This window comes from Aeromonas tecta, from assembly GCF_000820185.1.
Classification (GTDB): domain Bacteria; phylum Pseudomonadota; class Gammaproteobacteria; order Enterobacterales; family Aeromonadaceae; genus Aeromonas; species Aeromonas tecta.
On record NZ_CDCA01000036.1, the window covers coordinates 39,855 to 64,203 of the forward strand.

General features: G+C 60.8%; 27 protein-coding genes. 2 read left to right on the plus strand and 25 right to left on the minus strand.

All coding sequences use genetic code 11. The features are described 5' to 3' along the window. Positions 1–143: 143 nt before the first annotated feature. Together BN1137_RS15115 and BN1137_RS15120 are read right to left on the minus strand one after the other, a co-directional pair. On the minus strand, positions 144–470 hold the full coding sequence (locus tag BN1137_RS15115; RefSeq protein ID WP_050719393.1) for a hypothetical protein: 327 nt from the start codon (positions 468–470) through the stop codon (positions 144–146). Continuing rightward, positions 467–2,446 carry a reprolysin-like metallopeptidase gene (locus tag BN1137_RS15120; protein WP_050719394.1) on the minus strand — a complete coding sequence of 660 codons (1,980 nt, stop codon included), beginning with the start codon at positions 2,444–2,446 and terminating at the stop codon, positions 467–469. Before BN1137_RS15120 ends, BN1137_RS15115 begins: the two co-directional genes overlap by 4 nt. A gap of 211 nt (positions 2,447–2,657) precedes the next feature. On the opposite strand from BN1137_RS15120, the gene BN1137_RS15125 reads away from it, so the two are divergent. Beyond that, the gene (locus tag BN1137_RS15125; RefSeq protein WP_050719395.1) at positions 2,658–3,869 is read left to right on the plus strand and encodes an RsmB/NOP family class I SAM-dependent RNA methyltransferase; all 1,212 of its coding nucleotides are present in this window, start codon (positions 2,658–2,660) and stop codon (positions 3,867–3,869) included. A gap of 66 nt (positions 3,870–3,935) precedes the next feature. Here BN1137_RS15125 and BN1137_RS15130 read toward each other — a convergent pair whose 3' ends face one another. Further along, positions 3,936–4,280: a Grx4 family monothiol glutaredoxin gene (locus BN1137_RS15130; RefSeq protein WP_042642206.1), complete on the minus strand. Its 345-nt coding sequence runs from the start codon at positions 4,278–4,280 to the stop codon at positions 3,936–3,938. Positions 4,281–4,566: 286 nt separating this feature from the next. Between BN1137_RS15130 and sodB the strand changes: the two genes are divergently transcribed. Continuing rightward, complete coding sequence (gene sodB, locus BN1137_RS15135) at positions 4,567–5,151, plus strand: superoxide dismutase [Fe] (RefSeq protein ID WP_050719396.1); 585 nt, start codon at positions 4,567–4,569, stop codon at positions 5,149–5,151. Between the two features lie 109 nt (positions 5,152–5,260). On the opposite strand, the gene BN1137_RS15140 is transcribed toward sodB, so the two are convergent. The 22 genes from BN1137_RS15140 to BN1137_RS15245 form a co-directional block, all read right to left on the minus strand. Beyond that, a complete protein-coding gene (locus tag BN1137_RS15140) occupies positions 5,261–6,070 on the minus strand; it encodes an MlaA family lipoprotein (protein WP_050719397.1) in 810 nt (269 codons plus the stop codon). Positions 6,071–6,151: 81 nt separating this feature from the next. Then, on the minus strand, positions 6,152–7,432 hold the full coding sequence (gene ccmI, locus BN1137_RS15145) for a c-type cytochrome biogenesis protein CcmI (RefSeq protein ID WP_050719398.1): 1,281 nt from the start codon (positions 7,430–7,432) through the stop codon (positions 6,152–6,154). Beyond that, a complete protein-coding gene (locus BN1137_RS15150) occupies positions 7,429–7,908 on the minus strand; it encodes a cytochrome c-type biogenesis protein (RefSeq protein ID WP_050719399.1) in 480 nt (159 codons plus the stop codon). Before BN1137_RS15150 ends, ccmI begins: the two co-directional genes overlap by 4 nt. Before the next feature lie 11 nt (positions 7,909–7,919). Then, positions 7,920–8,450 (minus strand): DsbE family thiol:disulfide interchange protein, encoded by a 531-nt coding sequence (locus BN1137_RS15155; RefSeq protein WP_050719400.1) that lies wholly within the window; start codon positions 8,448–8,450, stop codon positions 7,920–7,922. Positions 8,451–8,618: 168 nt separating this feature from the next. Beyond that, a complete protein-coding gene (locus tag BN1137_RS15160; RefSeq protein WP_050719401.1) occupies positions 8,619–10,574 on the minus strand; it encodes a heme lyase CcmF/NrfE family subunit in 1,956 nt (651 codons plus the stop codon). Positions 10,575–10,647: 73 nt separating this feature from the next. Beyond that, a complete protein-coding gene (gene ccmE, locus BN1137_RS15165; protein ID WP_050719402.1) occupies positions 10,648–11,139 on the minus strand; it encodes a cytochrome c maturation protein CcmE in 492 nt (163 codons plus the stop codon). Then, complete coding sequence (ccmD, locus tag BN1137_RS15170) at positions 11,136–11,342, minus strand: heme exporter protein CcmD (protein ID WP_050719403.1); 207 nt, start codon at positions 11,340–11,342, stop codon at positions 11,136–11,138. The genes ccmE and ccmD overlap by 4 nt, the downstream gene beginning before the upstream one ends. A 2-nt stretch (positions 11,343–11,344) precedes the next feature. Beyond that, positions 11,345–12,085: a heme ABC transporter permease gene (locus BN1137_RS15175; protein ID WP_050719404.1), complete on the minus strand. Its 741-nt coding sequence runs from the start codon at positions 12,083–12,085 to the stop codon at positions 11,345–11,347. Positions 12,086–12,249: 164 nt separating this feature from the next. Beyond that, positions 12,250–12,918: a heme exporter protein CcmB gene (gene ccmB, locus BN1137_RS15180; RefSeq protein ID WP_050719405.1), complete on the minus strand. Its 669-nt coding sequence runs from the start codon at positions 12,916–12,918 to the stop codon at positions 12,250–12,252. An 84-nt stretch (positions 12,919–13,002) separates the two neighbouring features. Next, the gene (gene ccmA / locus BN1137_RS15185) at positions 13,003–13,638 is read right to left on the minus strand and encodes a cytochrome c biogenesis heme-transporting ATPase CcmA (RefSeq protein ID WP_050719406.1); all 636 of its coding nucleotides are present in this window, start codon (positions 13,636–13,638) and stop codon (positions 13,003–13,005) included. Positions 13,639–13,813: 175 nt separating this feature from the next. Continuing rightward, positions 13,814–14,200 carry a DUF2802 domain-containing protein gene (locus BN1137_RS15190; protein ID WP_050719407.1) on the minus strand — a complete coding sequence of 129 codons (387 nt, stop codon included), beginning with the start codon at positions 14,198–14,200 and terminating at the stop codon, positions 13,814–13,816. A gap of 60 nt (positions 14,201–14,260) precedes the next feature. Further along, the gene (locus tag BN1137_RS15195) at positions 14,261–14,749 is read right to left on the minus strand and encodes a chemotaxis protein CheW (RefSeq protein ID WP_005333026.1); all 489 of its coding nucleotides are present in this window, start codon (positions 14,747–14,749) and stop codon (positions 14,261–14,263) included. A gap of 69 nt (positions 14,750–14,818) precedes the next feature. Continuing rightward, positions 14,819–15,697: a chemotaxis protein CheW gene (locus BN1137_RS15200; RefSeq protein ID WP_050719408.1), complete on the minus strand. Its 879-nt coding sequence runs from the start codon at positions 15,695–15,697 to the stop codon at positions 14,819–14,821. Further along, positions 15,694–16,488, minus strand: coding sequence for a ParA family protein (locus BN1137_RS15205; protein ID WP_050719409.1), 795 nt, complete (start codon positions 16,486–16,488; stop codon positions 15,694–15,696). Before BN1137_RS15205 ends, BN1137_RS15200 begins: the two co-directional genes overlap by 4 nt. Before the next feature lie 4 nt (positions 16,489–16,492). Beyond that, positions 16,493–17,401, minus strand: coding sequence for a flagellar motor protein MotB (locus BN1137_RS15210; RefSeq protein ID WP_050719410.1), 909 nt, complete (start codon positions 17,399–17,401; stop codon positions 16,493–16,495). 62 nt (positions 17,402–17,463) lie between these two features. Further along, entirely contained in the window at positions 17,464–18,201 is a 738-nt protein-coding gene (locus BN1137_RS15215; protein ID WP_050719411.1) for a flagellar motor protein, read from the minus strand. 2 nt (positions 18,202–18,203) lie between these two features. After that, entirely contained in the window at positions 18,204–19,325 is a 1,122-nt protein-coding gene (locus BN1137_RS15220; protein ID WP_050719412.1) for a protein-glutamate methylesterase/protein-glutamine glutaminase, read from the minus strand. Between the two features lie 32 nt (positions 19,326–19,357). Then, on the minus strand, positions 19,358–21,502 hold the full coding sequence (locus BN1137_RS15225; protein ID WP_050719413.1) for a chemotaxis protein CheA: 2,145 nt from the start codon (positions 21,500–21,502) through the stop codon (positions 19,358–19,360). Positions 21,503–21,513: 11 nt separating this feature from the next. Further along, complete coding sequence (locus BN1137_RS15230; RefSeq protein ID WP_050719414.1) at positions 21,514–22,254, minus strand: protein phosphatase CheZ; 741 nt, start codon at positions 22,252–22,254, stop codon at positions 21,514–21,516. Between the two features lie 12 nt (positions 22,255–22,266). Further along, a complete protein-coding gene (gene cheY / locus BN1137_RS15235) occupies positions 22,267–22,638 on the minus strand; it encodes a chemotaxis response regulator CheY (RefSeq protein ID WP_425266319.1) in 372 nt (123 codons plus the stop codon). 123 nt (positions 22,639–22,761) lie between these two features. Continuing rightward, positions 22,762–23,481 (minus strand): RNA polymerase sigma factor FliA, encoded by a 720-nt coding sequence (locus tag BN1137_RS15240; RefSeq protein ID WP_050719415.1) that lies wholly within the window; start codon positions 23,479–23,481, stop codon positions 22,762–22,764. Further along, the gene (locus tag BN1137_RS15245; protein WP_050719416.1) at positions 23,474–24,349 is read right to left on the minus strand and encodes a MinD/ParA family protein; all 876 of its coding nucleotides are present in this window, start codon (positions 24,347–24,349) and stop codon (positions 23,474–23,476) included. Before BN1137_RS15245 ends, BN1137_RS15240 begins: the two co-directional genes overlap by 8 nt.

Sequence of the window (24,349 nt, forward strand, 5' to 3'; positions counted from 1 at the left end):
CTCTTTGCCGCCGAGGCGGCTATGCATTGAGGTATTGTGCGACGAGCCGGCCATGGGTACAAGCCCGGGTCAACGCGAATGCAGGGGCCAAAAAAATGAAGGGAGGCCTTGGCCTCCCTCGGGTGCAGTGAAACCCGGCGCACTCACTGCTCGCGCACCGGCGCCGGTGGGCAGTGCGCCAGCATGCGCTGGTTGTACTCGGCGGCATAGCTGCTGAGTTTGGCGTGTTGTTCCTTTTGCTCGGGCCTTATCACATCCCCCAAGCCATCAAGGTAGCGCACGCCGCAGCGCGCCTTGGCCTCCCCTTGCGCCTCGGCCGGGATGCCGGGCGCCACCTCACCGCGCCCCGCCCGCACGATCAACCGGTAATCCTGCAGAGCCAGACTCTGCTCCACCGCCTGCTCCAGTGTGCCGGCATCCGCCTGACAACCCGCCAGCAGCGTCAGCAACAGGGCGTAACCGGCTCTCATGCCTGTCTCCGTTGCCAGCCCAGCAGGGCCAGGGCCAGGGTCCAGAGGCCGAGTGCACCGCCACCGCCGCCACCGCTCTCCTCCACCCGCTGGGTAACAGACAACTTGACCGGGCTGATGGCGAAGAACAGATTGTCGCTGCAGGCCACTTTCAAGCGGCCGGTGCCCTCGTCGCCGGCGGGAATGGTCACATTCGCCGATCCCGAGTTGGGCAGGCTGCTGGCGAGCAGCGTCCAGCTCACCCCTTCGTCCCGGGTCATGGACAACTCCACCTTGCTGCAGTTGATAGGCGCGGCATCGGTGCCCGCCACATCCCAGCCGATGCTCTGGGTATGACCCGATGCCAGCGGTGTCACCAGCGGGCTGGTCAGGCGGAACGCCTTGCCGGTATTGACCACCTGGATCCGCATCTCATCGCTGGCGACCCCGCCCTTGCCATCACGCGCCGTGAGGCGGAAATTGAGATCCCGGTTGGTGGTGGGCCAAGCCTCCCCCTTCGCCAGGGTGTTGGTCAGCAAAGAAGGCAGGCTGGGCAGGGTGCGCTCCGCTGTGCTGGTCGGCGCCACGAAGCGAAACAGCGGACGAGTGCCATCGTCCACCATGCTGGCCAGGCTGAAAGACTCGGTACCCAGATCGATCTGCTCCCAGGTGTAGGTCAGCGGATCGTTATCCAGATCGGCTCCGGCGCCCTTGAGCACGAACGGCGTGTTGGCCGGGATAGCATAGTCGCTGCCGGCAGCGACCTGGGGCGCGTTGTTGGTCAGGCCCAGGCTGATACCGCAATTGGGCACAGTCGCCATGTGCGCCCGCATCTGCTCGATGGACTTGCTGTGGAAGTAGGGCTGGCTGTTGGCTTGCAGATTCTCTTCACCGCAGATGCCGGCATAGGCCATGATGGAGCTGCCACTGCCCGGCTCCCAGGCCTGGCCAGCGGAGCGGTTGCCACCGCCGCAGCTGCCGGTGGTGCCGTTGAAGGTGTGCTCGGCGCCGAACTGGTGGCCGATCTCGTGGGATACATAGTCGATAAAGAAAGCATCCCCCACCGGGTTGGGGGAGCCCGTCATCCCGGCCGATCGTTCACTGCCCCCGCACAGGGAATTCAATTGGGCCAAGCCACCGCCCCCGGTGTTGACCACGTGGCCGATGTCGAAGAGACCCAGCTTGGCGCCCGCCTGAGTCAGGGCGGCTTGCTGCACGATGACGTTGGCATCGATGTCGCTGTCATTGTTCTTGAACGGATCATTGGCGGTATCGGTGAAGATGATGGTGTCGTTGCCGCTGGCGAGCTGGAACTCGGCGGCGACATCACGCTGGTACACCTCGTTCACCCGGTTGAGCATGGTGGTGATGGCCGCCAGCCCGGCCGCGACTGTGCCGCCGTGGTACTGGGTGTACTCCCCCGCCGCCGAGACGGCTATCACGTAGCGCTTGCGCAGGTTGCCATCCACCAGCACCTGGCGCGACAGCTTCCTGGCAGCGCCGCCGATCACCTTGTCCGCTTCTTCTTCCAGCCGACTGTGGGCATCCTGCTGGTAGTAGATGGCGTAGCCTTCGCCATTGCGCAGAGGATCGACGAACACCATCTTGCCCTCATGGCTGAATATGGCGTGGAAACCCTGCGGCCCGAGATCGAAGCGGCCCGTGTCGGTCGGCGATAATTTGTTCTGCCCTTTAAAGGTTCGAATATCGGGATATTTTGCCGCCAGGTCTGCAGGCAGCAGATCATAGGGCTCAAGGGTGAAAATAACCTCATTGCCGTCCGGCAGAGGCAGGGTCAGCTCGCGTTCCCCGGCCTGCAGAGCGGCGAAGTGATCGGCGGGGACGGTGGCAACCCGATATTGGCTGGCACGGACCTCGTAGCCATCCGCCGCGCCGCCGCGTGCCAGCACGGTGTTCCACTCCTTGGCGGCGAGGCCGGAGGAAGCCAGCAGACCGGCCACCATCAGGGCCAGCGGGGAATATGTCATCAACTGCATCTTTTTTTATTCCTTTTTAATGCGTTAACCCGAACTGCTTTGGCATCATTTTCCTACTACGGCGATAAGTCCAGCGCCTTCCGCGGTACATTCCCCGAATGGGGACGGTTGCACCAACGCGGTCTAGCCCCTATCATTGCGCGGATTTGTCCGTTTCAGAACCCCCTCCGCGATGGGGCCGGTTCATCCCTTTTTGGCCAAGGTTAATCTCATGCTTAAGTCCCCACTGTTGCCCCGTTCCGGGGATCTAGTCGTTGCCATCGTTGACGATGTATTGGCTCAGGGTCTCACCCTCGACCGAGCCTATGCCCGCCACTTCTCCGGTATCGAGCTCAAACCGCAAGAACAGGCAAGGATTGCCCTGGTCACCGGCGATCTGTTGCGCCGCCTCAGCCTCTATTGTGCCCTGACCGGCATCCAGGTGCGTCAGGCCGCCAAGAACGTCTGGCCGCTGCTGCACAGCTGGCACGCCTTCCACAAGATAGCTCAGTCCAATCACCCGACGCTGGATCGTTTCAACGAAGAAGCCTTCCGCCGCCGCCTCGCCGAAGCCAAGAAGAATCCGGTGCTGATGGACGGTTGCCCGAGCTGGCTGGAAAAGCTGGGTAGCGAGCAGCTCGGCGACGCCTGGCCTGCCGAGCGCGCCGCCCTGGCCTGGATGCCCAAGCGCTATCTGCGGGTCAATACCCTCAAGGGTACCCGCGAAGAGCTGCAAGCCGTGCTGGCCAAGGAACATGTCTCTACTATTCCGGTCGAAGGTGTCGCCACCGCCCTGCAGGTCACCACTGACGCCGCGCTGTTTCGTACCAAGGCGTTCGCCGATGGCTGGTTCGAGCAGCAGGATGCCGGCTCCCAGCTGGTCGCTGCGGCGCTGGAAGTCACCCCTGGCATGCGCGTCATCGATGCCTGCGCCGGTGCCGGTGGCAAGACCCTGCACATCGCCGCCATGATGAGCGGCAAGGGCCGCCTGCTGGCGATGGACGTGGAAGAGTGGAAGCTGGAGAACCTCAAGCAGCGTGCCCGCCGCGCCGGTGCCCACAACGTGGAGACCCGCGTCATCGAGAGCAGCAAGACAGTCAAGCGCCTCAAGGGCACCGCCGACCGGGTGCTGCTGGATGTGCCCTGCTCCGGTTTGGGCGTACTCAAGCGCAATCCGGATGCCAAGTGGCGCGACACCGCCGAGCGCCTGCCGGTGCTGGTTGCCCTGCAAGAAGAGATCCTGCAGCGCTACAGCCAGATGGTGAAGGTCGGTGGTCTGCTGGTCTATGCAACCTGCTCCATCCTGCCCCAGGAGAACCGCCAGCAGGTGGACAAATTCCTGGCCGCCAATGACAACTACCGGTTGCGCGACGATCACACCGTCAGCCCATCCGAGACCGGCTTCGACGGTTTCTACATGGCGCGCATTGAGCGCATCGGCTGATCTTGTCAGACGGAATAAAAAAGGGGGAGCCATTGGCTCCCCCTTTTGCTTGATGCTGCTGCGACCTTATTCGGCGGCAGCCTCATCTTGTTTGTGCTTGGCGGCCACTTCCTTGATCAGGGTCTGCAGCTCACCTGCCTGGAACATCTCGATCATGATGTCGCAGCCACCGACCAGCTCCCCTTCCACCCACAGCTGGGGGAAAGTAGGCCAGTTGGCAAACTTCGGCAACTCGGCACGGATGTCCGGGTTTTGCAGGATGTCGACGTAAGCAAAGGGCTCACCGCAGGACATCATGGCCTGGGAAGCCTGGGCAGAGAAACCGCAGCTCGGAAGCTTGGGGGATCCCTTCATGTACAGGATGATGGGATTATCAGCCAGTTGCTGTTTGATCTTTTCGATAGTTTCCATAGATGCCTCACTAGAGCGATTTCGGCGGCCATTCTACTGCAAACCGGGCAGACCACAAACTGGCAAACCGTGCGAAGTGCAAGAAGAGATGGGTCAATAAGCGGCAGCTTGATCCAAGTCATGGCGAGAATCAAGAGTTGTTAGCCCATCTTTGATACTGCTACAATCGATGGGCTTTGGGCCATCCGGCCCCCAATTTTAACAACAATTCTTTTCAAAATAGAAAAGAGTCAGCAATGTCTTGCAACCGTCGCTTTCGCACGGTCCAGCCAATGGAGAGTAGAAAATGGCATTCGAACTTCCCGCTCTGCCCTATGCAATCAATGCACTGGAACCGCACATCTCCCAGGAAACCCTGGAATACCATCACGGCAAGCACCACAACACCTACGTGGTCAACCTGAACAACCTGGTGCCGGGTACCGAGTTTGAAGGCAAGTCTCTGGAAGAGATCATCAAGACCTCCACCGGTGGTGTCTTCAACAACGCCGCCCAGATCTGGAACCACACCTTCTACTGGCACTGCCTCTCCCCGAACGGCGGTGGCGAGCCGACTGGCGCCCTGGCCGATGCCATTAACAAGGCATTCGGCTCCTTCGCCGAATTCAAGGATGCGTTCACCAAGTCTGCCATCGGCAACTTCGGCTCTAGCTGGACCTGGTTGGTGAAAAAGGCCGATGGCTCCCTGGCCATCGTCAACACCTCCAACGCCGGCTGCCCGCTGACCGAAGCCGGGACTACCCCGCTGCTGACCGTCGACCTGTGGGAGCACGCCTACTACATCGATTTCCGCAACATGCGTCCGAAGTACATGGAAACCTTCTGGACCCTGGTCAACTGGGAATTCGTTGCCAAAAACCTGGCTGCCTAATCAGCCTTGTCTTGCCAAAACGCCCCGCATCGCGGGGCGTTTTTTTATGGCCGCTCGCCAACAAGAAGGGCGCCCACTGGCGCCCTTTTTATTCACATGCAGCTAACGCTTACTGGTCTATCTCGTCCAGATATTCGTCCAGATTGCTGTCATCTTGCTGGCCCTTCTGCTGCTTGAGCTCAGGCTGGCGACCACTCACCTTGCCATCGTTGTACTGCAGATAGAAGTCCTTGGTCAGGGCATAAGGGTCGAGCGCGTTGTCGATGATCCGCTCCTGATCGATCAGCTTGGAGCGCGTCCCCAATCCATCCAGCGCCCAGTGCACCACCCGCAACGGGAAGGTCAGCAAGGCATAGGGGAAGTAGATGGTATCGATGGTATCCCCCACCAACTCACGGGTGGTGGTCGGGCCGTAAATCGGCACCATCACATAGGCACCGTCGCCGATGTCCGCCTTGCCGAGGACGGTATCCATCTCCAGCATGTTGCGCTCGAGGCCGGCATGCTTGGCCACATCGAAGATCCCGAGCAGGCCTATGGTGGTGTTGATGGTGAAGCGGCCCAGGTTGGTACCCGCTCCCGGCAGATCCCCCACCAGCAGGTGGTTGACCATGCTGCTCGGCTCATCGAAGTTTTCCACCAGATTGTCGATGCCGTCCTTCACTCCCTGCGGCACATAGCGGGCATAGCCGTGCACTACGGGACGTGCCACATAGGGTTCCAGCACATCGTAGTTGACCGCCCACATGGCACGGTTGGCACCCTGGAAGGGGTCACGAGAATCACTGGCCGTGCTGGTCGCCTCGGGGCGATGAGGGGTTTCTTCGAGATCCAGGCTCTCTGGGCCCGGCTTGGGAGGGCCACCCGCACAGCCCCCCAATAGCAGCGCCACTGCCAATGCTCCTGAACGCAGATACATATGAAAGTCCTAAGCTTTTTATTGTGAATCAGTATGAATTATAGGTGGCCCGCCCCGTCCTGGGGTCGGGCCAAAGGAGTATTAGAGGGCGTGATCGATGCGGATGTCAATCGGCGCTGTCGGAATAGAGGTGGTGGGAACTGTGACGGAGACCCCTTCGAAGGCCCCCTCTTTGTTCATGACGTTGCCACCACGAGACAAGCGTGCCTTGAATTGCAGCTCGGGATACGCCGCCAGCTTGCTGCCTTCCATCATGGCATCACCGTCCCCGAGGGACAGGGTCAGCGGGAAGCCGGGTCCCGGGATGCGTTTGACGGCAATCGGCATGGGTGGGCCATTGGGGATCACCGCAAACACGAACAGGTGGGCATCTTCCGGCAGCTGAATACCCGGCGCCAGGGTGATGTGGAGCGGAAACTCCCCCTCTTTCACCGTCAGTGCCTGAGCCGGAGCCTGTGTACCGGCCTGCTCGCCTTGTGCAGTCGGTGCCGCGGTCACGGCGATGCCGCGCTGGCGCAGTTGCTGCTCGGCATACTCGATGGAACGCTCCACCATGGTCCTGCGGGTCGACCCCTGCTCCAGCAGCGGCAGCATCGCCTGCCAGCGACTCAGCGCGGTCTGGAAGTCCTCTTTTTGCAATGCCATGAAGGCATAGACAGAGCGCGCCTCGATATTGGCAGGATCCTGGGCGATGGCCGCCTGCAGCAGCTGATCGGCCTGGGCTTCCGCTCCCGTCATCATCAGCGCCTGGGCATAGGGCACCGCCACCATGGCTTTTTGCGGAGCCAGATCATAGGCCCGCTCCAGCGCCTCGCGCGCCATCTCGGGATCGTTGCCATCCAGAGTCAGCCGCCCCAGCAGCAGCCAGCCACGATAGTCGTTCGGCTCATCTTTGAGGCGAGTGCGCAACGCCAGCGTGAAGTCCAGCAGATCCTGCTCGGTCACCTCGCTGTTGCGCTCCACCAGGATGCGATTACTGAGCTCACCCAGTCGGCTGCTGGCATCCTGCCAGCGCTGCACCTCTTGCCAGGCACCCAGCTTGTAGTAGAGACCGAGGCTCACCACCACCAGCACCAGCACCCCCGGGATCCACACCAGACTCTTGCCACCACGGGCGGTCTGCTCCACGTCGGGAATGTCGTCGAGCAGGCTGCGCTGCAGCTCCACCAGAGATTCCGACTCCTCCGCCAGCACGCCCTGATCACGCTCCTCACCTATCTCCAGCACCCGCTGGCGATAGAGTTGCTTGTTGAGCGCCGAGCGGCTGATGCTGTGGCTGCCCTCGCCGCGCCACAGCGGCAGGATCAGGGCCAGACTCACCAACACCAGTAGGGCCGCGATCACTATCCAAAATGCGGTCATTGTTTCTCTTCCTCGTTGAGCAGGGCGGCCAGCCGGGCCTGCTCTGCGGCGCTCAGGGCGCCCTCAGTCTGCTTGGCGGCGGGGGGACGACGGCGACTGCGTGCCACCAGGGTCACGACACCGATGACGATGACCAGCAAGGGGCCGAGCCAGAGGATCAGGGTCGAGGCCATCAGCGGCGGATCATACAAGATGAAGTTGCCGTAGCGGGCCACCATGTAGTCCACCACCTGCTGTTTGTCCTTGCCCTCGCGCACCATCTGGTAGGTCTTGTCACGCAAGTCCTTGGCGAGGCCGGCGTTGGAGTCGGCGATGTCCTGGTTCTGACACTTGGGACAGCGCAGCTCCTTGGTCAGCTCGCGGAACGTCTGCTCCTGGGCATCGCTGTCGAAGGTATAAACGTCGATGGCGGCGCGAGCCTGACCGGCACCAAACAGTCCCGCCAACAGCAGCAGGGAAGCAATAAGCGTTTTCATCGGTCGCTCCCTTATTTCATGGCGTCATAGATGGGTTTGAGGGTCGAGGCCCAGACGTCGGGATTCACATCCCCCACGTGGCGATAGCGGATGATGCCCTGGCTGTCGATGAAGAAGGTCTCGGGGGCGCCGTAGACGCCGAGATCCAGCCCCAGCATGCCATCGGGATCGTAGAGGTTGACCTGATAAGGGTTGCCAAGCTCCGCCAGCCACTTGATGGCCTTGTCACGCTCGTCCTTGTAGTTCATGCCGACGATATAGATGCCCTGCCCCGCCAGTTGCTTGAGGTAGGTGTGCTCGCCATAGCAGGTCGGGCACCAGGTCGCCCAGACGTTGAGCAGCATGGGGCGTCCCTTGAGGATGCTCCTGTCATGCTGCTTGTTGAGGTCATAAATGTCCTGCAGGGTGAACACTGGCACCTCCTTGTCCACCATCACGGATTCGAGCTTGGTCGGATCGGAATAGAGCCCCTTGAACAGGAACACGGCGCCCATCAGGAAGATGATAAACGGCAGCAGAAATAACCAGGTTTTACGGCTCATGCCTTGGATCCCTCTGCACGGCAGCCATGAAGGCAGCACTTCTCATCAAAAAAGGTCAGAAACAAACACGTTTTACGATGATTCACGGCTTGGATCCCTCTGCACGGCAACCATGAAGGCAGCGCTTGTCATCAAAAAAGGTCAGAAACAAACCGGTTTTACGATGATTCATGGCTTGGATTCCTCTTCTCTGCGACCGAAACGATAGCGCTTGTCCAGCATCGCCAGCACGCCGCCGATGGCCATGAAGACGCCGCCGAACCAGATCCAGCGCACGAATGGCTTGTAGTAGATCCGCACCGCCCAGGCACCGTTGTCGAGCTGCTCGCCAAGGGCCGCATAGAGATCCCGGGTGATGCCCGCATCGATGGCCGCTTCGGTCATCGGCATGCGGCTCACCTTGTACATCCGCTTCTCGGGCTTGAGCAGAGCGACCTGCTTGCCGTCTTTATGCACTTCCAGCACGCCCTTGAAGCCGTCGTAGTTGGGGCCGTTCTTCTCCTTGATGCCGGTGAAGACAAACTCGTAGTCGGCGAACTGCACCCGATCGCCGGCCTGCATGCGCAAGTCCTTCTCGATGCTGTAGTTCTGGGTGCAGGCGATGCCGATGATGCTGACCGCCAGTCCCACGTGACCGAGGATCATGGCCCAGTGGCTGTTGCCGAGCTTGCGTACCCCGGTGGCGAAGCTGTGCTTGTGGGTGGCGCGCACCCAGGTCTCCTGCACGCTGGTGATGATGATCCAGGTCCCCAGACCAATACCGAGCGCGGCCCAGGGTTTGAACTCCCCGGCCAGCAGCAGCGGTAGCAGGAAGGCGGCGGCCAGGCTCAGCACCAGCGCCAATACCACCTTGAGTTTGAGCTCACCCAGCTCCTGGCGACGCCAGCGGAACAAGGGGCCCAGCCCCATCAACAAGGCGAAGGGGATGATGAGCCAGCTGTAGATGTGGTTGAAGAAGGGGGTACCGATGGAGATGCTGCCGAGCCCCAGCTCCTTGTGCACCAGCGGCAACAGGGTGCCGAGCAGCACGGTCAAGAGACCCGCCACCAGCAGGATGTTGTTGCCAAGCAGCAGGGTCTCGCGGCTCCACAGCTCATGCTTGCCGTGGCTCTTGACCTGGGAGCCCTTGAAGGCGAACAGCAGCAAGGAGGAGCCGATCACCGCCAGCAGGAAGCCGAGGATGAACAGACCGCGGGTCGGATCGGAGGCGAAGGCATGCACCGACACCAGCACCCCGGAGCGCACCAGGAAGGTACCGAGCAGACTCAAGGAAAACGCAGACAGCGCCAACAGCACAGTCCAGGCCTTGAAGCTGGCGCGCTTCTCGCTCACTGACAGCGAATGCAGCAGCGCCGTGCCCGCCAGCCAGGGCATGAAGGAGGCGTTTTCTACCGGATCCCAGAACCACCAACCGCCCCAGCCGAGCTCGTAATAGGCCCACCAGGAGCCAAGCACTATGCCGAGCGTCAGGAACACCCAGGCCGCCATGGTCCAGGGGCGCGACCAGCGCGCCCAGGTGGCATCGAGCCGACCCGTCATCAGGGAGGCGATGGCGAAGGCAAAGGCCACCGAGAAGCCCACATAGCCCATGTAGAGCATGGGCGGATGGAAGATGAGACCGGGATCCTGCAACAGCGGGTTCAAGTCGCGCCCATCCACCGGGAAGTACGGCAGGGTGCGAGTGAAGGGATCCGAGGTGAACAGCACGAAGGCGGTGAAGCCGACCGAGATGAGGCCCAGCACGCCGAGCACCCGCGCCACCGCATCGAGCGGCAGGCGACGGCTGAACAGCGCCACGGCGGCGGTCCAGCCGCCCAGGGTCAGAACCCACAGCAGCAGAGAGCCCTCGTGGGCACCCCATACCGCCGAGATGCGATAGGCAAGGGGCAGCAGGCTGTTGGAGTTGGTGGCCACATACTGCACGGTGAAGTCGTTGTCCACAAAGGCCCAAGTCAGGCAGAGGAATGACAACAGCAGCAGCAGGAACTGGGTATAGGCCAGCGGGCGGGCCGCGGACATCATGCCAAGGCGGCCCAATTTGGCGCCAAGCAGCGGGTAGCTGCCCAGCAGTAGCGCGCTGGCAAACGCCAGGATCAGTGCGAATTGCCCTAATTCAGGGATCATGAACGATTTCCTTTCGATGGCGCTGCCGCAGCAAGGGCAAGCTGCGGTGAACAGGGGGCGAGCACAACCGGGATCATTGCTGAACCCCCTTCAACTGCGCCTCGGTGTATTCCGGTTTGAAGTGCATGCCGTTGGTGGCATCGGCCACTTCCGGCGGCATGTAGTTCTCATCGTGCTTGGCCAGCACCTCGAAAGCGGCGACCGTGCTGGCATCCTTGAGAGTGCCCTGCGCGACTATGCCCTGCCCCTCGCGGAACAGGTCCGGCAGTATGCCGTCAAATTCCACCGTCACCAGATGGCCGCCATTGTCCACCAGCTTGAAGGAGACTTTAAGACTCTGGGGATCCCGCGCCACCGAGCCCGGTACCACCAGGCCGCCGATGCGCAGACGTTGTCCCTCTTCCGGCTTGATCTTGTCCGGCCCCTTGCCTTCCACCAGCTCGCTTGGGGTATAGAAGAGGTCGATGTTCTGGCTGAGGGCATAGAGCACCAGGCCGGTCACGGTGGCGAGGCCGAGGCTTATCGCCAGTATGATGGTGAGGCGTTGTTTGCGTCTCGGGGTCATAGGGTGTTCTCCATCTGCTGGGCCGCCTTGCGACGCGCCTCGCGTACCTGCTTGCTGCGCAATTCATTGAGCAGGCTGCGGGTTTTCAACCGGGTGGAAATGACGATGCCGACCAGGCAGAGCCCGGTCAGACCGAAGGAGAGCCAGACATAGAAGGCGTAGCCACCCATCGCCATGAAATCACTGAATGAGGCAAAGTGCATGCTTACTTCTCCTGCCTGGCAAGATCGATGACCCAGGGGCGATGCCACTCTCGCATCAGCAGCTCATTTCTAAACCGCATCAGAGTCAGGGCGCCGAGGAAGGTTGCAAACGCCAGGATCATGATGAGCAGGGGCCACAACATCTCGGGGGAGATGGAGGGTTTGTCGAACTTGGTGATGGAGGCGCCCTGATGCAGGGTATTCCACCACTCGACCGAGTAATGGATGATGGGCAGGTTGATCACCCCCACCAGCGCCAAGATGCCGGCGGCGCGCCCCGCTACCACCTTGTCACTGAAGGCGTTGTAGAGCGCGATGACACCCAAGTAGAGGAACAGCAAGATAAGCTCGGAGGTGAGACGGGCATCCCAGACCCACCAGGTGCCCCACATGGGCTTGCCCCAGGCGGCGCCGGTGAAGAGCGCGATGAAGGTAAACACCGCGCCCACAGGGGCAACGGCGGCCACCGTCATGTCGGCCATGCGCAGCTGCCACACCAGGCCAATGAAGGCCGCCACCGCCATGGTGGAGTAGGCCCCCATGGAGAGGATGGCGGCGGGCACATGGATGTAGATGATCCTGAAAGAGTCCCCCTGCTGATAGTCCGAGGGGGCAAACGCCAACCCCCAGACGGTGCCTATGATGAAGGCGAGCAGACTGATTACCGCAAACCAGGGCAGCAAGGACCCGGCAAGCCGATAGGCTCGCTCGGGTTTGGCATAAGGGTGCAACCATTTCCACATAGCTCACAAAACCTTTCAGTTATTAATTTTATAGTGGCGAGGCTTACCATACTCACTGCCGGAAAACATCATATCCCCCGAAAGCAGTAAGCAGCCATCCCCTTGATCTATCTCAACTATACATTCTTAAAAAAGGCCTCAAAAAGGGCTTTTTGAATAATTAATCAGTTAACGCTGACCCGCAGCGCCGCCGAGATGGCCAATGGCGTCAGGGTCAGCGCCCCGACCAGCATGGCTCCCAGGATCGCGAGCTGCCCCGCATAGGGCAACCCCATGCCGGCCGCATCGATGGCGGAGGTGGCGAAGATAAGCACCGGGATGTAGAGCGGCAGCAGCAGCAGGCTGAGCAGTACCCCCCCCTTGCGCAGGCCCGCCGTCAGCGCGACCCCGACCGCCCCGAGCAGACTCAGCACCGGGGTACCGAGTGCCAGGGTTGCCACCACCGCCAGGTAGGTGTTCATGTCCAGGGAGAGCAAGATGGCGAGCAAAGGGGAGATCAGCAGCAGCGGCAAACCGGTCAGCAGCCAGTGAGCGACCACTTTCGCCAGCGCCAGCAGCCCGAGCGGATGGGGCATCAACATCATCTGCTCGAGGGCACCGTCGCTGAAGTCATCGCGAAACAACCGCTCCAGTGACAGCATGGCCGCCAGCAACGCCGCCACCCAGATGATGCCCGGGGCGATGCGGGCCAATAGCTTGGGCTCGGGGCCGATGCCGAGCGGGAACAGGGTGATGACGATGAGGAAGAACCAGAGCGGGTTGAAGATGTCGGCGCGCTGGCGCAGGGCCATCAGCAGTTCCCGCTGGATCAGGGTCAATACGGCGCTCAGCATTGCGTTGTTCCTGCCATCAGCTGGATGAGAACGGAGGTTTTCAGGGTGATCTGTAGCAGATCCTGTTTGGCGCTCGGCATCGACTCACTCCTGCAATAAGGGGGTCAGGGAGAGCGTCTGCAGGCGCCCCTGCATCAGGGTCAAGTCCTGATGAGTGGTGAGAACAACCATGCCGCCTCGCTCTGCATGGGTCAGGAACAACCGCTCAAGCACCTTGACCCCCTGCTTGTCGATGGCGGTAAAGGGCTCATCCAGGATCCAGAGTGCGGGCCTGTCCGACAGCCAGAGCCGTGCCAGTGCCACGCGCCGCTGCTGACCGGCCGAGAGCTGGCCAGCGGGATAGTCCTCAAAACCGGCGAGACCGACCTGTGCCAGCACCTGCCACAAGTCCACGGCAGAGGCCGCCGTACTGTGCAGCTTCTGGTAGAAATCGAGATTCTCGAGGGGGGTCAGGGTCGCCTTGACGCCGGGCTGGTGCCCCAGATAGAGCAAGTTGGCGTGATAGTCATCACGGCAACGACGGATATCCTCCCCATTCCAACACACCTCGCCGGCAAAGGGCTGGGACAACCCGGTCAGCAGCCGCAGCAGGCTGGTTTTACCTACCCCGTTGGGGCCCTCAATCTGCACCAGATCGCCAGGCGCCACCATGAAGGAGAGGTGTTCAAACAGGGTGCGATCTTCACGCACGCAGCTCAGATTGTTGGCTTGAAGCAGCATGAGGATTTAATCAGTAAAAAGAGGCGGTCTGCATGTTAACACAGGATCTGAGAGCGTCTTTTCAAAGATGCCAATAATCAACAGGATTTGTGGGGGAGATCGCGTCAGGGGACGGAATTTTATGGCAGGGAAAACAGGGGAAGCGGGTGCCTCCCCTTTGGCTCATCGGCTGGGATCAGGAACGCCCCTTGCGCAATGAGATCAGCAACTCGGCTTCGGCCTGCGGCAACTCGCATTCGCTCATGACCTCGTCGAGATCGGCGCCCAGCTCCACCATCTTGGCGGCACGGCTGTAAAGGCGACGCTCCGGATCCTGCAGCGTCAGCTCCTGCTGGCGATCGTGGATCTGCTGCATGGCCCCCTCTGTCGACTGTAGGCGCTGGCCCATGCCGATGGCGCCGGTGTGCAGCTCCATCATCTGCTTGCGCAGACTCTCGAGCTGCTCTTGCAGCGTCGTTATCCTGGCCTCGGACTCTCGTTTGCTCCGGCGGCTGCCAAATACCCCGACCAGGGCCAGCACCAGCGCCAACAAGGACAACCCCAAGGCTGCGAGTTCAATCATCAAACCATCACCTTCCTATCGCAGGGAATCCATACTGTCATCCTGCTCTTTATATCACCATCACAGGGAACCGATATCGTCCCACTCTTCGTCTGACAGCAATTTGTTGAGATCCACCAGGATCAGCAGCTGGCCATCACGGTTGCTCACCCCCTGGATGAACTTGGCGCTCTCCTCGGTGCCCACCGCCGGCGCGGCATCGATCTCGGAGGAGCGCAGATAGACCACCTCGGCCACGCTGTCGACCATGATGCCGATCACCTGCTTCTCCGCCTCGATGATGACGATACGGGAGTTCTCGCTCACATCCCCGGCCGGCAGGCCGAAGCGGGAACGGGTGTCGATCACGGTCACCACGTTGCCACGCAGGTTGATGATGCCCAGCACATAGTCGGGTGCGCCCGGTACCGGTGCTATCTCGGTGTAGCGCAACACCTCCTGCACCTGCATCACGTTGATGCCATAGGTCTCGTTTTCCAGCTGGAAGGTCACCCACTGCAGCACTTCATCTTCGGCCAGATTCTGTGCAATATTGCGCTTTTCTGTCATGTTCTTAATCCTTTGATGAACCCGTCAACGGGTAAAATTAGCAATAAAACCACCGGAGTGCCGATGTTATCAGCGACCTTCTATGTTCACGCCACGCCCCAACAGCAGTAGCAGCTCTTTGACGTGCAGCAGGGCACACATCTTCTCCTTGACCATACCCGCCAGCCAGGGGCGTTTGCCCTCCTGATGACGCCATTTGACCTGATCCCGGCGCAGCAGTTCGGTGCCCTTCAACTGATGACAGGCGAGCCCCCAGAGAGACTCTCCCAACATGATCAAATACTTGTAGTCGGTGACATCCAGCGTCTTGTCCGGCATCACCCAGAGCGCCGTGTCCACCACGTTCATCTTCTGATCCCGGGACGCCATGATGCCACGATACCAGGCCGGCTGGCCGAACAGTGAGGTCACCTCTCCCAGCTGATGAATGCCCCCAAGCTCGGTCAGAGGTACCGCAAAGGTCACCCCGGCCACATCGAAGAAGAGTGCCTGAAACTCGTTGCCGGTGTCCAGATTCTCCCATTGAGAGGGCGTCGGAGCCACCGCGGGTGCCAGTGCCACCTCGGGCTCGGTGAGCAGCAAGGTCGCGGGCTCGGCGATCTCGGGAATGGCTTGAGTCAGCGCCCAGTCGTTGATCTCGACCGTCTCAGTCGCCGCGACCTCGATCTGCAAAAGCTCGGCGTGACTCTCCTCATGGCTCAGGGCATCCATCTCGAACTGCACCTGACCCACCTGGGCGAGCAGCTCGCTCAGCTGCTCGAGCCGCGTGTCGGTTTCGAGGTAGGGCTGCGCCAGCACCTCGGATGGCGCGGCGACGTGCACCTGCCGCTGCAGTGGCAAGGCAGCAACCGGCGCCTCGTCATCCAGCTCCTCCCGCAGCAGGGCATCGTCCAGCAACAGGGAGTTGAAATAATCATCCATGGCCCGAACCTGGGTGGTCTCTCTCATGGCTTCACCTCATGGGTCCGTTGGCGCTCCTCAGCATCGAGGTAGTTGAGCAGGGTCTCGTAGGCGTAGGTGCCACGGCTGCCCGGTGCATAGATAGAAGGCGGAATATGCAGCAGGCTGGCATCCCGGAACTTGGTATCGATGGGAATGACCGCATTCCACACCGCCTCGCCATACTGCTCCTTAATGGATTGCAGGGTCATCAGCGAGGCGCGGGTACGCTTGTCAAACATGGTCGGGATGACGGTATAGCGGAACTTGTCCCGCTTGGATCGCTGCATGATCTCGAAAGTCTTCATCATCCGCTCCAGCCCCTTCAAGGCCAGGAACTCGGTCTGCACCGGCACCAAAATCCGATCGCAGGCCGCCAGGGCGTTGACCATCATCACCCCCAGTACCGGCGGGCAGTCAATCAGCACATAGTCATACTGATCCTGCACCCGCAGCAGGGCGCGCTTGAGCACCAGCCCCATCCCCTCCCGGTTGCCCATGACCCTGTCCAGGGTCGCCAGGGTAATGGAGGCAGGCAGCAGGTGCAGATTGTCGAATTTGGTCTTGAGGGTCATCCGGTTGACCAGTTCGGTGCTCGGTTTGGCCGCCTGGAACAGCTCATACAGGGTGCCCTCCAGCCGATCCGAATCGAAGTCGAAATAGGAGGTCAGGGAGGCGTGGGGGTCGGTGTCGATCAGCAGCACGCGCTGGCCACGCTGGGCCAACAGCCCTGCGAGGGAGACCACTGTGGTGGTTTTACCGACTCCACCTTTCTGATTGGCAACCGTCCAAACAATCAATGTATCAATCCTGTCTTGTTGTTATTCGTATGCCGCCATCGGGCAGTGTCACTACCCTGACATCCTCATTCTCAACCGTCTGTTGCACGGTCGGGGCCGGAGTCGCCTGTTTGACGGGCACCGCAGTCGGTACCCAGGCGAACCTTGAAATGGCGACCACCACCTTGCGATTCTGTAATCGACCCTGTTCACTGCCGTTATCGGCGAAGGGGGAAAACTCCCCATAGGCCTCGTAGGCGAGTCGCTGGGGCGCTATTCCTTTGCCGACTAGCGAGCCAAGTACGGCTTCGGCCCTGGCGGCAGACAGCGTCCAGTTGGAGCTGAAAACTTCATTGTTTATCGGCTGGTTATCGGTATAGCCCCGCACCCTGACATAGTTATCGACCGGTTTCAGAATACCTGAAAGCGTATCGAGCACCGGCGCCGCATTGCTCCCCAAAAAGGCGCTGCCGCTGTTGAACAGCAGACCCGAACTCAGCTCCACCGTCAGCCAGTTGTCATCCTTCGCTATCTTGACCACCCCGGCATCCACTAGGGCGCCCATGCGCTCTTGCAGTTGCAGATCGATAGTGGCGAGCGCCGTGCCATCTTGCTGAATGGGCGTGCCCGTGATGGGGGCGAGCGAGGGTGAGGCTGAGGCCTGGCTCTCCAGCAGAGAGGGGGCGGCCGACACCGGGTTGTTCAGCAGGGAGTCGCCCTGCCCGTCCAGCAAGCCATCGCTGCGCGGGCTGGTCTGATTGAACGCCTGCGTCATGCCATCGATGACCGCGCGATACTGCTCCTTGTTGACCATGGCCACCGAGTAGAGCACCACGAACAGGGCAAAGATCAGCGTCATGTAATCGGCATAGGAGACCAGCCAGCGATCGAGATGCTCGCGTCCTTGCAGATGCAACCGATAGCGTTTGCGCATGGTGATACCTCTATTAGTCCTGGCTGCGGGGCCCGCTCCTCAACGGCGATGCCGCCAAGGGGCTACTCCCCTTTCAGATAAGCCTGCAGCCGCCGTTCAACCTGTTGACCATTCTCACCATGGGCGATGGCCAGCAGCCCTTCCAGCGTCATTTCCTGATAGAGGCCGTAGTGGTAGTGGAATGCTCGCAGACGGTTGGCCACCGGCAGATAGATCAAGTTGGCAAAGCCGACCCCGTAGATGGTGGCGACAAAGGCGATGGCGATGCCGGCCCCCAGGGTGCTCGGCTCTTCCAGATGAAACATCGCCTGAATGAGGCCAATGACCGCGCCTATGATGCCGATGGTCGGGCTGTAGCCGCCCATGGATTCAAACACCCGGGCGGCGTGCTCGTTGCGCTCCTGCTCGATGTCGATGTCCGCCTCCAGCAAGCGGCGAATGTCCTCGATGGAGACGCCGTCCACTATCATGGTGAGGCCCTGACGGGTGAAGGGCTCGGTCTCCTCTTCCGCTTGATTCTCCAGCGCCAGCAGCCCTTGCTGACGGGCAAACTGGGCCCAGGCTTGCAGCCGCTCGGCTTGCTGTGCCAGATCCCAATGCGGCGGGAACAGCATCCAGCGCGCTTGTTTGAGCGCCGCCAGCATGTATTTGCGGGGGGTCTGCAGGATGACCGCGCCCCAGGTGCCACCGACCACGATGACGAAGGCCGGACCGTCCAGCAGGGTCAGCAGGCTGCCGCCGTGCCACCACTGGGCCACCGCGACGGCGCCCAGCGCCAGTACCAGCCCCAGCATGCCCATGCTCAGCGACCCAACTCGACCAGGATGCGCTGCGCCACCCGATCCAGCGGCAATGATTCGCTCGCGATACCGGCCTTGGCGACCGCCTGCGGCATGCCGTAGACCACGCAGGAGGCTTCATCCTGCGCCCAGATGGTGGATCCTTGATCCTTGAGCAGACGCGCCCCATCCCGTCCATCGGCGCCCATGCCGGTCAGCACGATGGCGAGCACCTTGTCGCCATAGATCTTGGCGGCCGAGGCGAAGGTGATGTCGACACAGGGCTTGTAGTTGACCTTGTCATTGCCCTCGAGGATGCGGATGCGGGCCCCGGGCCCACGTCCTTCCAGCAGCATCTGCTTGCCGCCTGGCGCCAGATAGGCATGACCGGCTTTGAGCACATCACCGTCCTCAGCCTCCTTGACCCCGATCTGGCACAGGCCGTTGAGACGGGCGGCGAAGGCGGCGGTGAAGGTCGCCGGCATATGCTGGATAAGCAAAATGGGGTGGGGGAAATCCCCAGGCAGCTTGGTCAGCACGTTTTGCAGCGCCACCGGCCCGCCGGTAGAGGTACCGATGGCCACCAGCTGGTAGCTCTTGCCGCTGCGCTTGAAGCTGGCGGGGGCGCCGGGCGCTCGGGCTGGCTCGGGCTGGCGCTCGCTGGGGCGAGCGGCGGTGCTACCAAGGGTGCCAAGCGCAGGACGTACCAGGGGCTCTGGCGCTCTGGGTTTGGCCGCCATCAGGAAGCGCTTGCGGGAAATCTCCCTGACGCGCTGTTGCAACAACCTGACCGCCTCATCCTTGTCACGGGCGATGTCTTCGAATTTCTTGGGTAGAAAATCGAGGGCACCGGCGTCCAGCGCGTCCAGGGTCGCCTTGGCACCGTCGTGGGTCAGCGAGGAGAACATCAGGATGGGAGTGGGACACTTGGCCATGATCTCGCGCACGGCGCTGATGCCGTCGAGTACCGGCATCTCTATGTCCATGGTGATGACGTCTGGCCGCAACTGCTGCGCCTTGTCTACCGCCTCCCGTCCATTCTGGGCCGTGTCGATCACCGTCATCAGGGGATCCTGATTGATGATTTCGCTGACCCTGCGGCGGAAGAAACTCGAATCGTCGACCACTAATACCTTGACTGCCATTGTTCTTTTTCTAACTCCTTGGGCCAGACCGATCAGTGACGACGTGCGTAGGCCTTGAGCAGGCTGGGCACATCCAGAATGAGGGCGATGCCACCGTCGCTGGTGATGGTGGCGCCGGCCATACCCGGGGTCCCCTGCAGCAGGTTGTCGAGCGGCTTGATCACCACCTCTTCCTGGCCGATGAGGTTATCCACCACGAAGCCGACCTGCTGGGCGCCGATCTGCACTATGACCACGTGACCCAAGTCCTGGCGCGTGGTCTTGCCGGCGCCGCGCACCAGCCACTTGTGCAGATAGAACAGCGGGATCGCCTTGTCGCGCACGATAATGGTGAGCTGACCGTCCACCATGTTGGCCTTCTTCAGGTCCAGATGGAAAATCTCGTTCACGCAGCCGAGCGGCAGGGCGAAGGTCTGCTGACCCACCTCCACCATCAGGGTTGGCAAGATGGCCAGGGTGAGTGGCACCTTGATTTCCAGCCGGGTGCCCTTGCCCCAGGTCGAATCGATGTGCACCGAGCCATTCAAGCTGACGATGCTGGTTTTCACCACATCCATGCCGACGCCACGACCGGAAATATCGGAAATCTCCGATTTGGTAGAGAAACCGGGAGCAAAAATCAGGTTATAGGCGTCGTTGTCACTCATGCGGGCCGCGCTGTCAGCATCCAGCACGCCCCGACTGACGGCGATGGACTTCAGCTTTTCCGGATCCATGCCGGCGCCGTCATCCTCGATGCAGAGCAGGATATGGTCCCCCTGCTGGGAGGCACTCAGGGTAATGGTGCCTTGACGGGGCTTGCCCGCCTTCTCGCGCACATCCGGCATCTCGACACCGTGATCGCAGGAGTTGCGCACCAGGTGAACCAGGGGATCGGCCAGGGCCTCCACCAGGTTCTTGTCGAGATCCGTATCCTCCCCGACCATGATCAGCTCAATGTCTTTCTTGAGGGTACGAGCCAGATCGCGCACCACCCGGGGGAAGCGGCCGAACACCTTCTTGATAGGTTGCATGCGGGTCTTCATGACCGCACCCTGCAGATCGGCGGTCACCACATCCAGGTTGGCCACCGCTTTGGACATCTCTTCGTCGTTGCTGGCGATGCCGAGGCTCACCAGACGATTGCGTACCAATACCAGTTCGCCCACCATGTTCATGATGACGTCCAGGGTCTTGGTATCCACCCGCACCGTGGTGTCGTTTTGCACCGCACCACTGCTCTCTGCCGGTGCCGCCTGTTTGGCTGGCGCCGGAGCCGCTTTGGCGGCAGCAGGCGCTACGGGCGCGGGTTTGACCGGCGCCGGACTGGCGGCGATCGGGGCACTGGGCGCAGTCACAGGGGCGGGAGCTGGCGCAGCAGGAGCCGCAGCCGCCATGCTGTGCTGTGGCGCCTGGCCGCGACCGTGCAATTCGTCAAGCAGACGCTCGAACTCATCGTCATCGATGAGTGCGTCCACCTCTTTTTGTACCGATTGCAGCGGGCTCAAGTCCGGCGCGCCGCCGTGCTGGCCCTGCCCGTGCAGCTGATCGAGCAGCGCCTCGAACTCGTCGTCGGTGATGTCGCCAGAGCTGCTCAATACCGGAGCGGCGGACACCGTCGGTGCCTTGCCGGCACCGTGCAGCTCATCCAGCAGGCGCTCGAACTCATCGGCGGAGATTTCATCGATGGAGCCGCCGCCATTGACGGCGACTGGCGCGCTAGGGGCGACAACGACCGGCTCGGGGGTTGGCTCTGGCTGTGGGGGAATGGCGGCACTGGCGGTGACGGTCCGCAGCCGCTCTTCCCCTTCGGGTTTGCACAGCTCGTGCAAGTCATGGAGGAGATCGGCAGAGGCCGGACTGGTAGGTTCCCGATTCTGTACCTGGGCAAACATGACGTTGATGGCATCAAGCGCCTGCAAGATGACATCCATCAGCTCGGCGCTGAGGGTTCGCTTGCCGTTGCGCAGCATGTCGAACAGGTTCTCGGCACCGTGGCAGACATCCACCAGCTCGGTCAGGGAGAGGAAGCCGGCGCCGCCCTTGACGGTATGGAAGCCGCGGAAGATGGCATTCAACAGATTCTTGTCATCGGGCCGCTTTTCCAAGTCGACCAGTTGTTCAGACAACTGTTCCAATATTTCTGATGCTTCGACCAAAAAGTCTTGCAGTATGTCTTCATCAACTTCGAAGGCCATGCGTCACTCCATTAGAATCCCAGACTAGACAGCAGATCGTCCACATCGTCCTGACCATTGACCACATCGGATCGCGTCTCTGGGTTCATGATGGGGCCCTCTGCTTCAATGCCGCTGGCAGGTTCACTGCGCACTGAATACTCGACGGTGGCCTCACCAAACATGGTCAGCATCTCTATCAATTTTGTTTCAACTTCCTGCACCAGCTTGATGACCTTGCGGATCATCTGCCCGGTCAAGTCCTGGAAATCCTGCGCCATCAGGATCTCAGTCAGCAGTTGTCGTAACTTATCGGCATCCGTTTCCGAAGCCTTAATAAAATCATTCAGTTGATGGCACAACGCCTTGAACTGACCCAGTTCAAGATCCCGGCTCATCAAAGCATTCCAATTGGGCATCACCAGCTGGATGTTGTCATTGAGTCGATCGGCGATGGGCAGGCTCGCCTCGACCGCATCCATGGTGCGGTTGGCCGCCTTGTCCGTCATGTCGATGACATAGCTCAGACGCTCCCGGGCATCGGGGATCTCATGGGTTGCCAGGTCGGGGATACGGGGATCCAGCCGAAAATCCTGCAACGAGTTGTGTAATTGGCGGGTGAGCTGGCCAACCTTGTCAAACAGGTCAGCCGCATTGGGGGCGCACACATCGGCGAGGATGGTATCGGCCTGTTCAAATTCATCTCGCTCCAGGTGGGAAACCAGCATCCTTGCCTGCTCGAGCGAGATCATGGCACTCATTTTGGCCTTCATCCCTGCCACTCCCTAACCGATGCGTTCAAAGATTTTGTCGAGCTTCTCTTTGAGGGTGGCGGCGGTGAACGGCTTGACGATATAGCCATTGACCCCTGCCTGAGCGGCTTCGATGATCTGCTCGCGCTTCGCTTCGGCAGTCACCATCAGCACCGGCAGGTGCTTGAGTTTGTCATCGAGGCGGATGGCTTTGAGCAGGTCGATGCCCTGCATGCCAGGCATGTTCCAGTCGGTGACCACAAACTGGTAGTCGCCGTTTTTCAGCATCGGCAGTGCCGTGTTGCCGTCGTCTGCTTCATGGGTATTGTTATATCCCAGGTCACGCAGCAAGTTCTTGATAATCCGGCGCATCGTAGAAAAGTCATCGACGATGAGGATTTTCATGTTCTTGTCCAAAATTCCCTCCTAAATAGCCGTTTAAACGGCTCACTTACATGATGCAGATCGCAGGTTTTATGGTGCGGATTATGCCTTAGAGTTGCGTTCCAGTGTAGCCAGTACAACCACTTATAAATTCCAATCTCTCAAGCGCGCGCGCAGTCGGTGCATGGCCTGGCTGTGGATCTGGCTCACGCGAGACTCGCTCACGCTCAATACCTCACCGATCTCACGCAAGTTCAGCTCTTCGTCGTAATAAAGCGAAAGCACCAGTGCCTCCCGTTCAGGCAGACGGGAGATATGCTCGGCCAAGGCGCCCTGGAAGCGTTCCGCCGCCAGATCGTCAAAGCCGCCATGACCGCAGGCGTCATCGGGATGCCCTATCACATCCTCGCTGACCCCCAGATCCTCGATGCCGATGATCTTGCCGCAGGAGACATCCTGCAGCATGGCATGGTACTCACCGAGCGAAACCCCCATCTGGCTGGCCACCTCGGTGTCTCTGGCATCGCGCCCGTGCACCTGCTCCACGTTCTCGATGGCCTCGGCGATGGCCCGGCTGTTGCGGTGTACCGAACGCGGCACCCAGTCGCCACGACGGATCTCGTCGAGCATGGAGCCGCGAATGCGGATCCCCGCATAGGTCTCAAAACTGGCGCCCTTGCTACCGTCAAAATTACGGGAAGCTTCGAGCAGCCCAATCATACCTGCCTGGATCAGGTCATCCAGCAAGACACTGCTTGGCAGGCGAGCCAATAAATGCTGGGCGATCCGTTTTACCAGCGGAGCGTGACGCTCCACCAGCACATAGGAATCCTGATGACGCAAGTATGCTTGGGTTTTATTCACGGGACTCTTCCTGTGCAATGACCGGCTTTTGCAACAAATTCTCTAGGAAAAATTCGAGGTGACCACCCGGTTGATTCGGGATGGGCCAGCTCGCCGCCTTGTTGGCCAGGGCGCGAAACGCCAGGGCCGCCGGTGACTTGGGGAAGGCCTCGACGATCAACTTCTGCTTGCGCACGGCGGCGCGTAGGTTGGTGTCATAAGGCACGCACGCCACCAGCTCCAGCGAGGTGTCCAGGAAACGGTCGGTGACCCGGGTCAGCTTGGCGTAGAGCTCCTGCCCTTCACGCAAGGAGCGGACCATGTTGGCCACCACCTTGAAGCGAAACACCCCGTGATCCTTGGAGAGGATCTTGATGAGGGCGTAGGCATCGGTGATGGAGGTAGGCTCATCGCACACCACCACCATGATGTCCTGCGCCGCGCGGGTGAAGCTCAGCACCATGTCGGAGATCCCCGCCGCGGTATCCACCAAGAGCACGTCGACCTGGGTCTTCATCTCGCTGAAGGCGCGGATGAGCTCGGCATGTTGTACTGGCGACAGCTCGACCATGGACTGGGTGCCCGAGGTCGCCGGCACTATCATCATGCCGTAAGGGCCCTCGACGATGATGTCGTCTATGGTGCACTCCCCCGCCAGCACGTGGGACAGGTTGCGGTGTACCCGCAGCCCCAGCATGACGTCGACGTTGGCCAGACCCAGGTCGGCATCCAGTACCAGCACCCGTTTGCCCTGGGCGGCCATGGCGCCTGCCACGTTCAGGGTGACGTTGGTCTTGCCCACGCCCCCCTTGCCTCCCGACACGGCGATCACTTTCACTCGATTGTTTTGACGCATTTTGCGCAGACCACTCGCCTGATCCATATACAT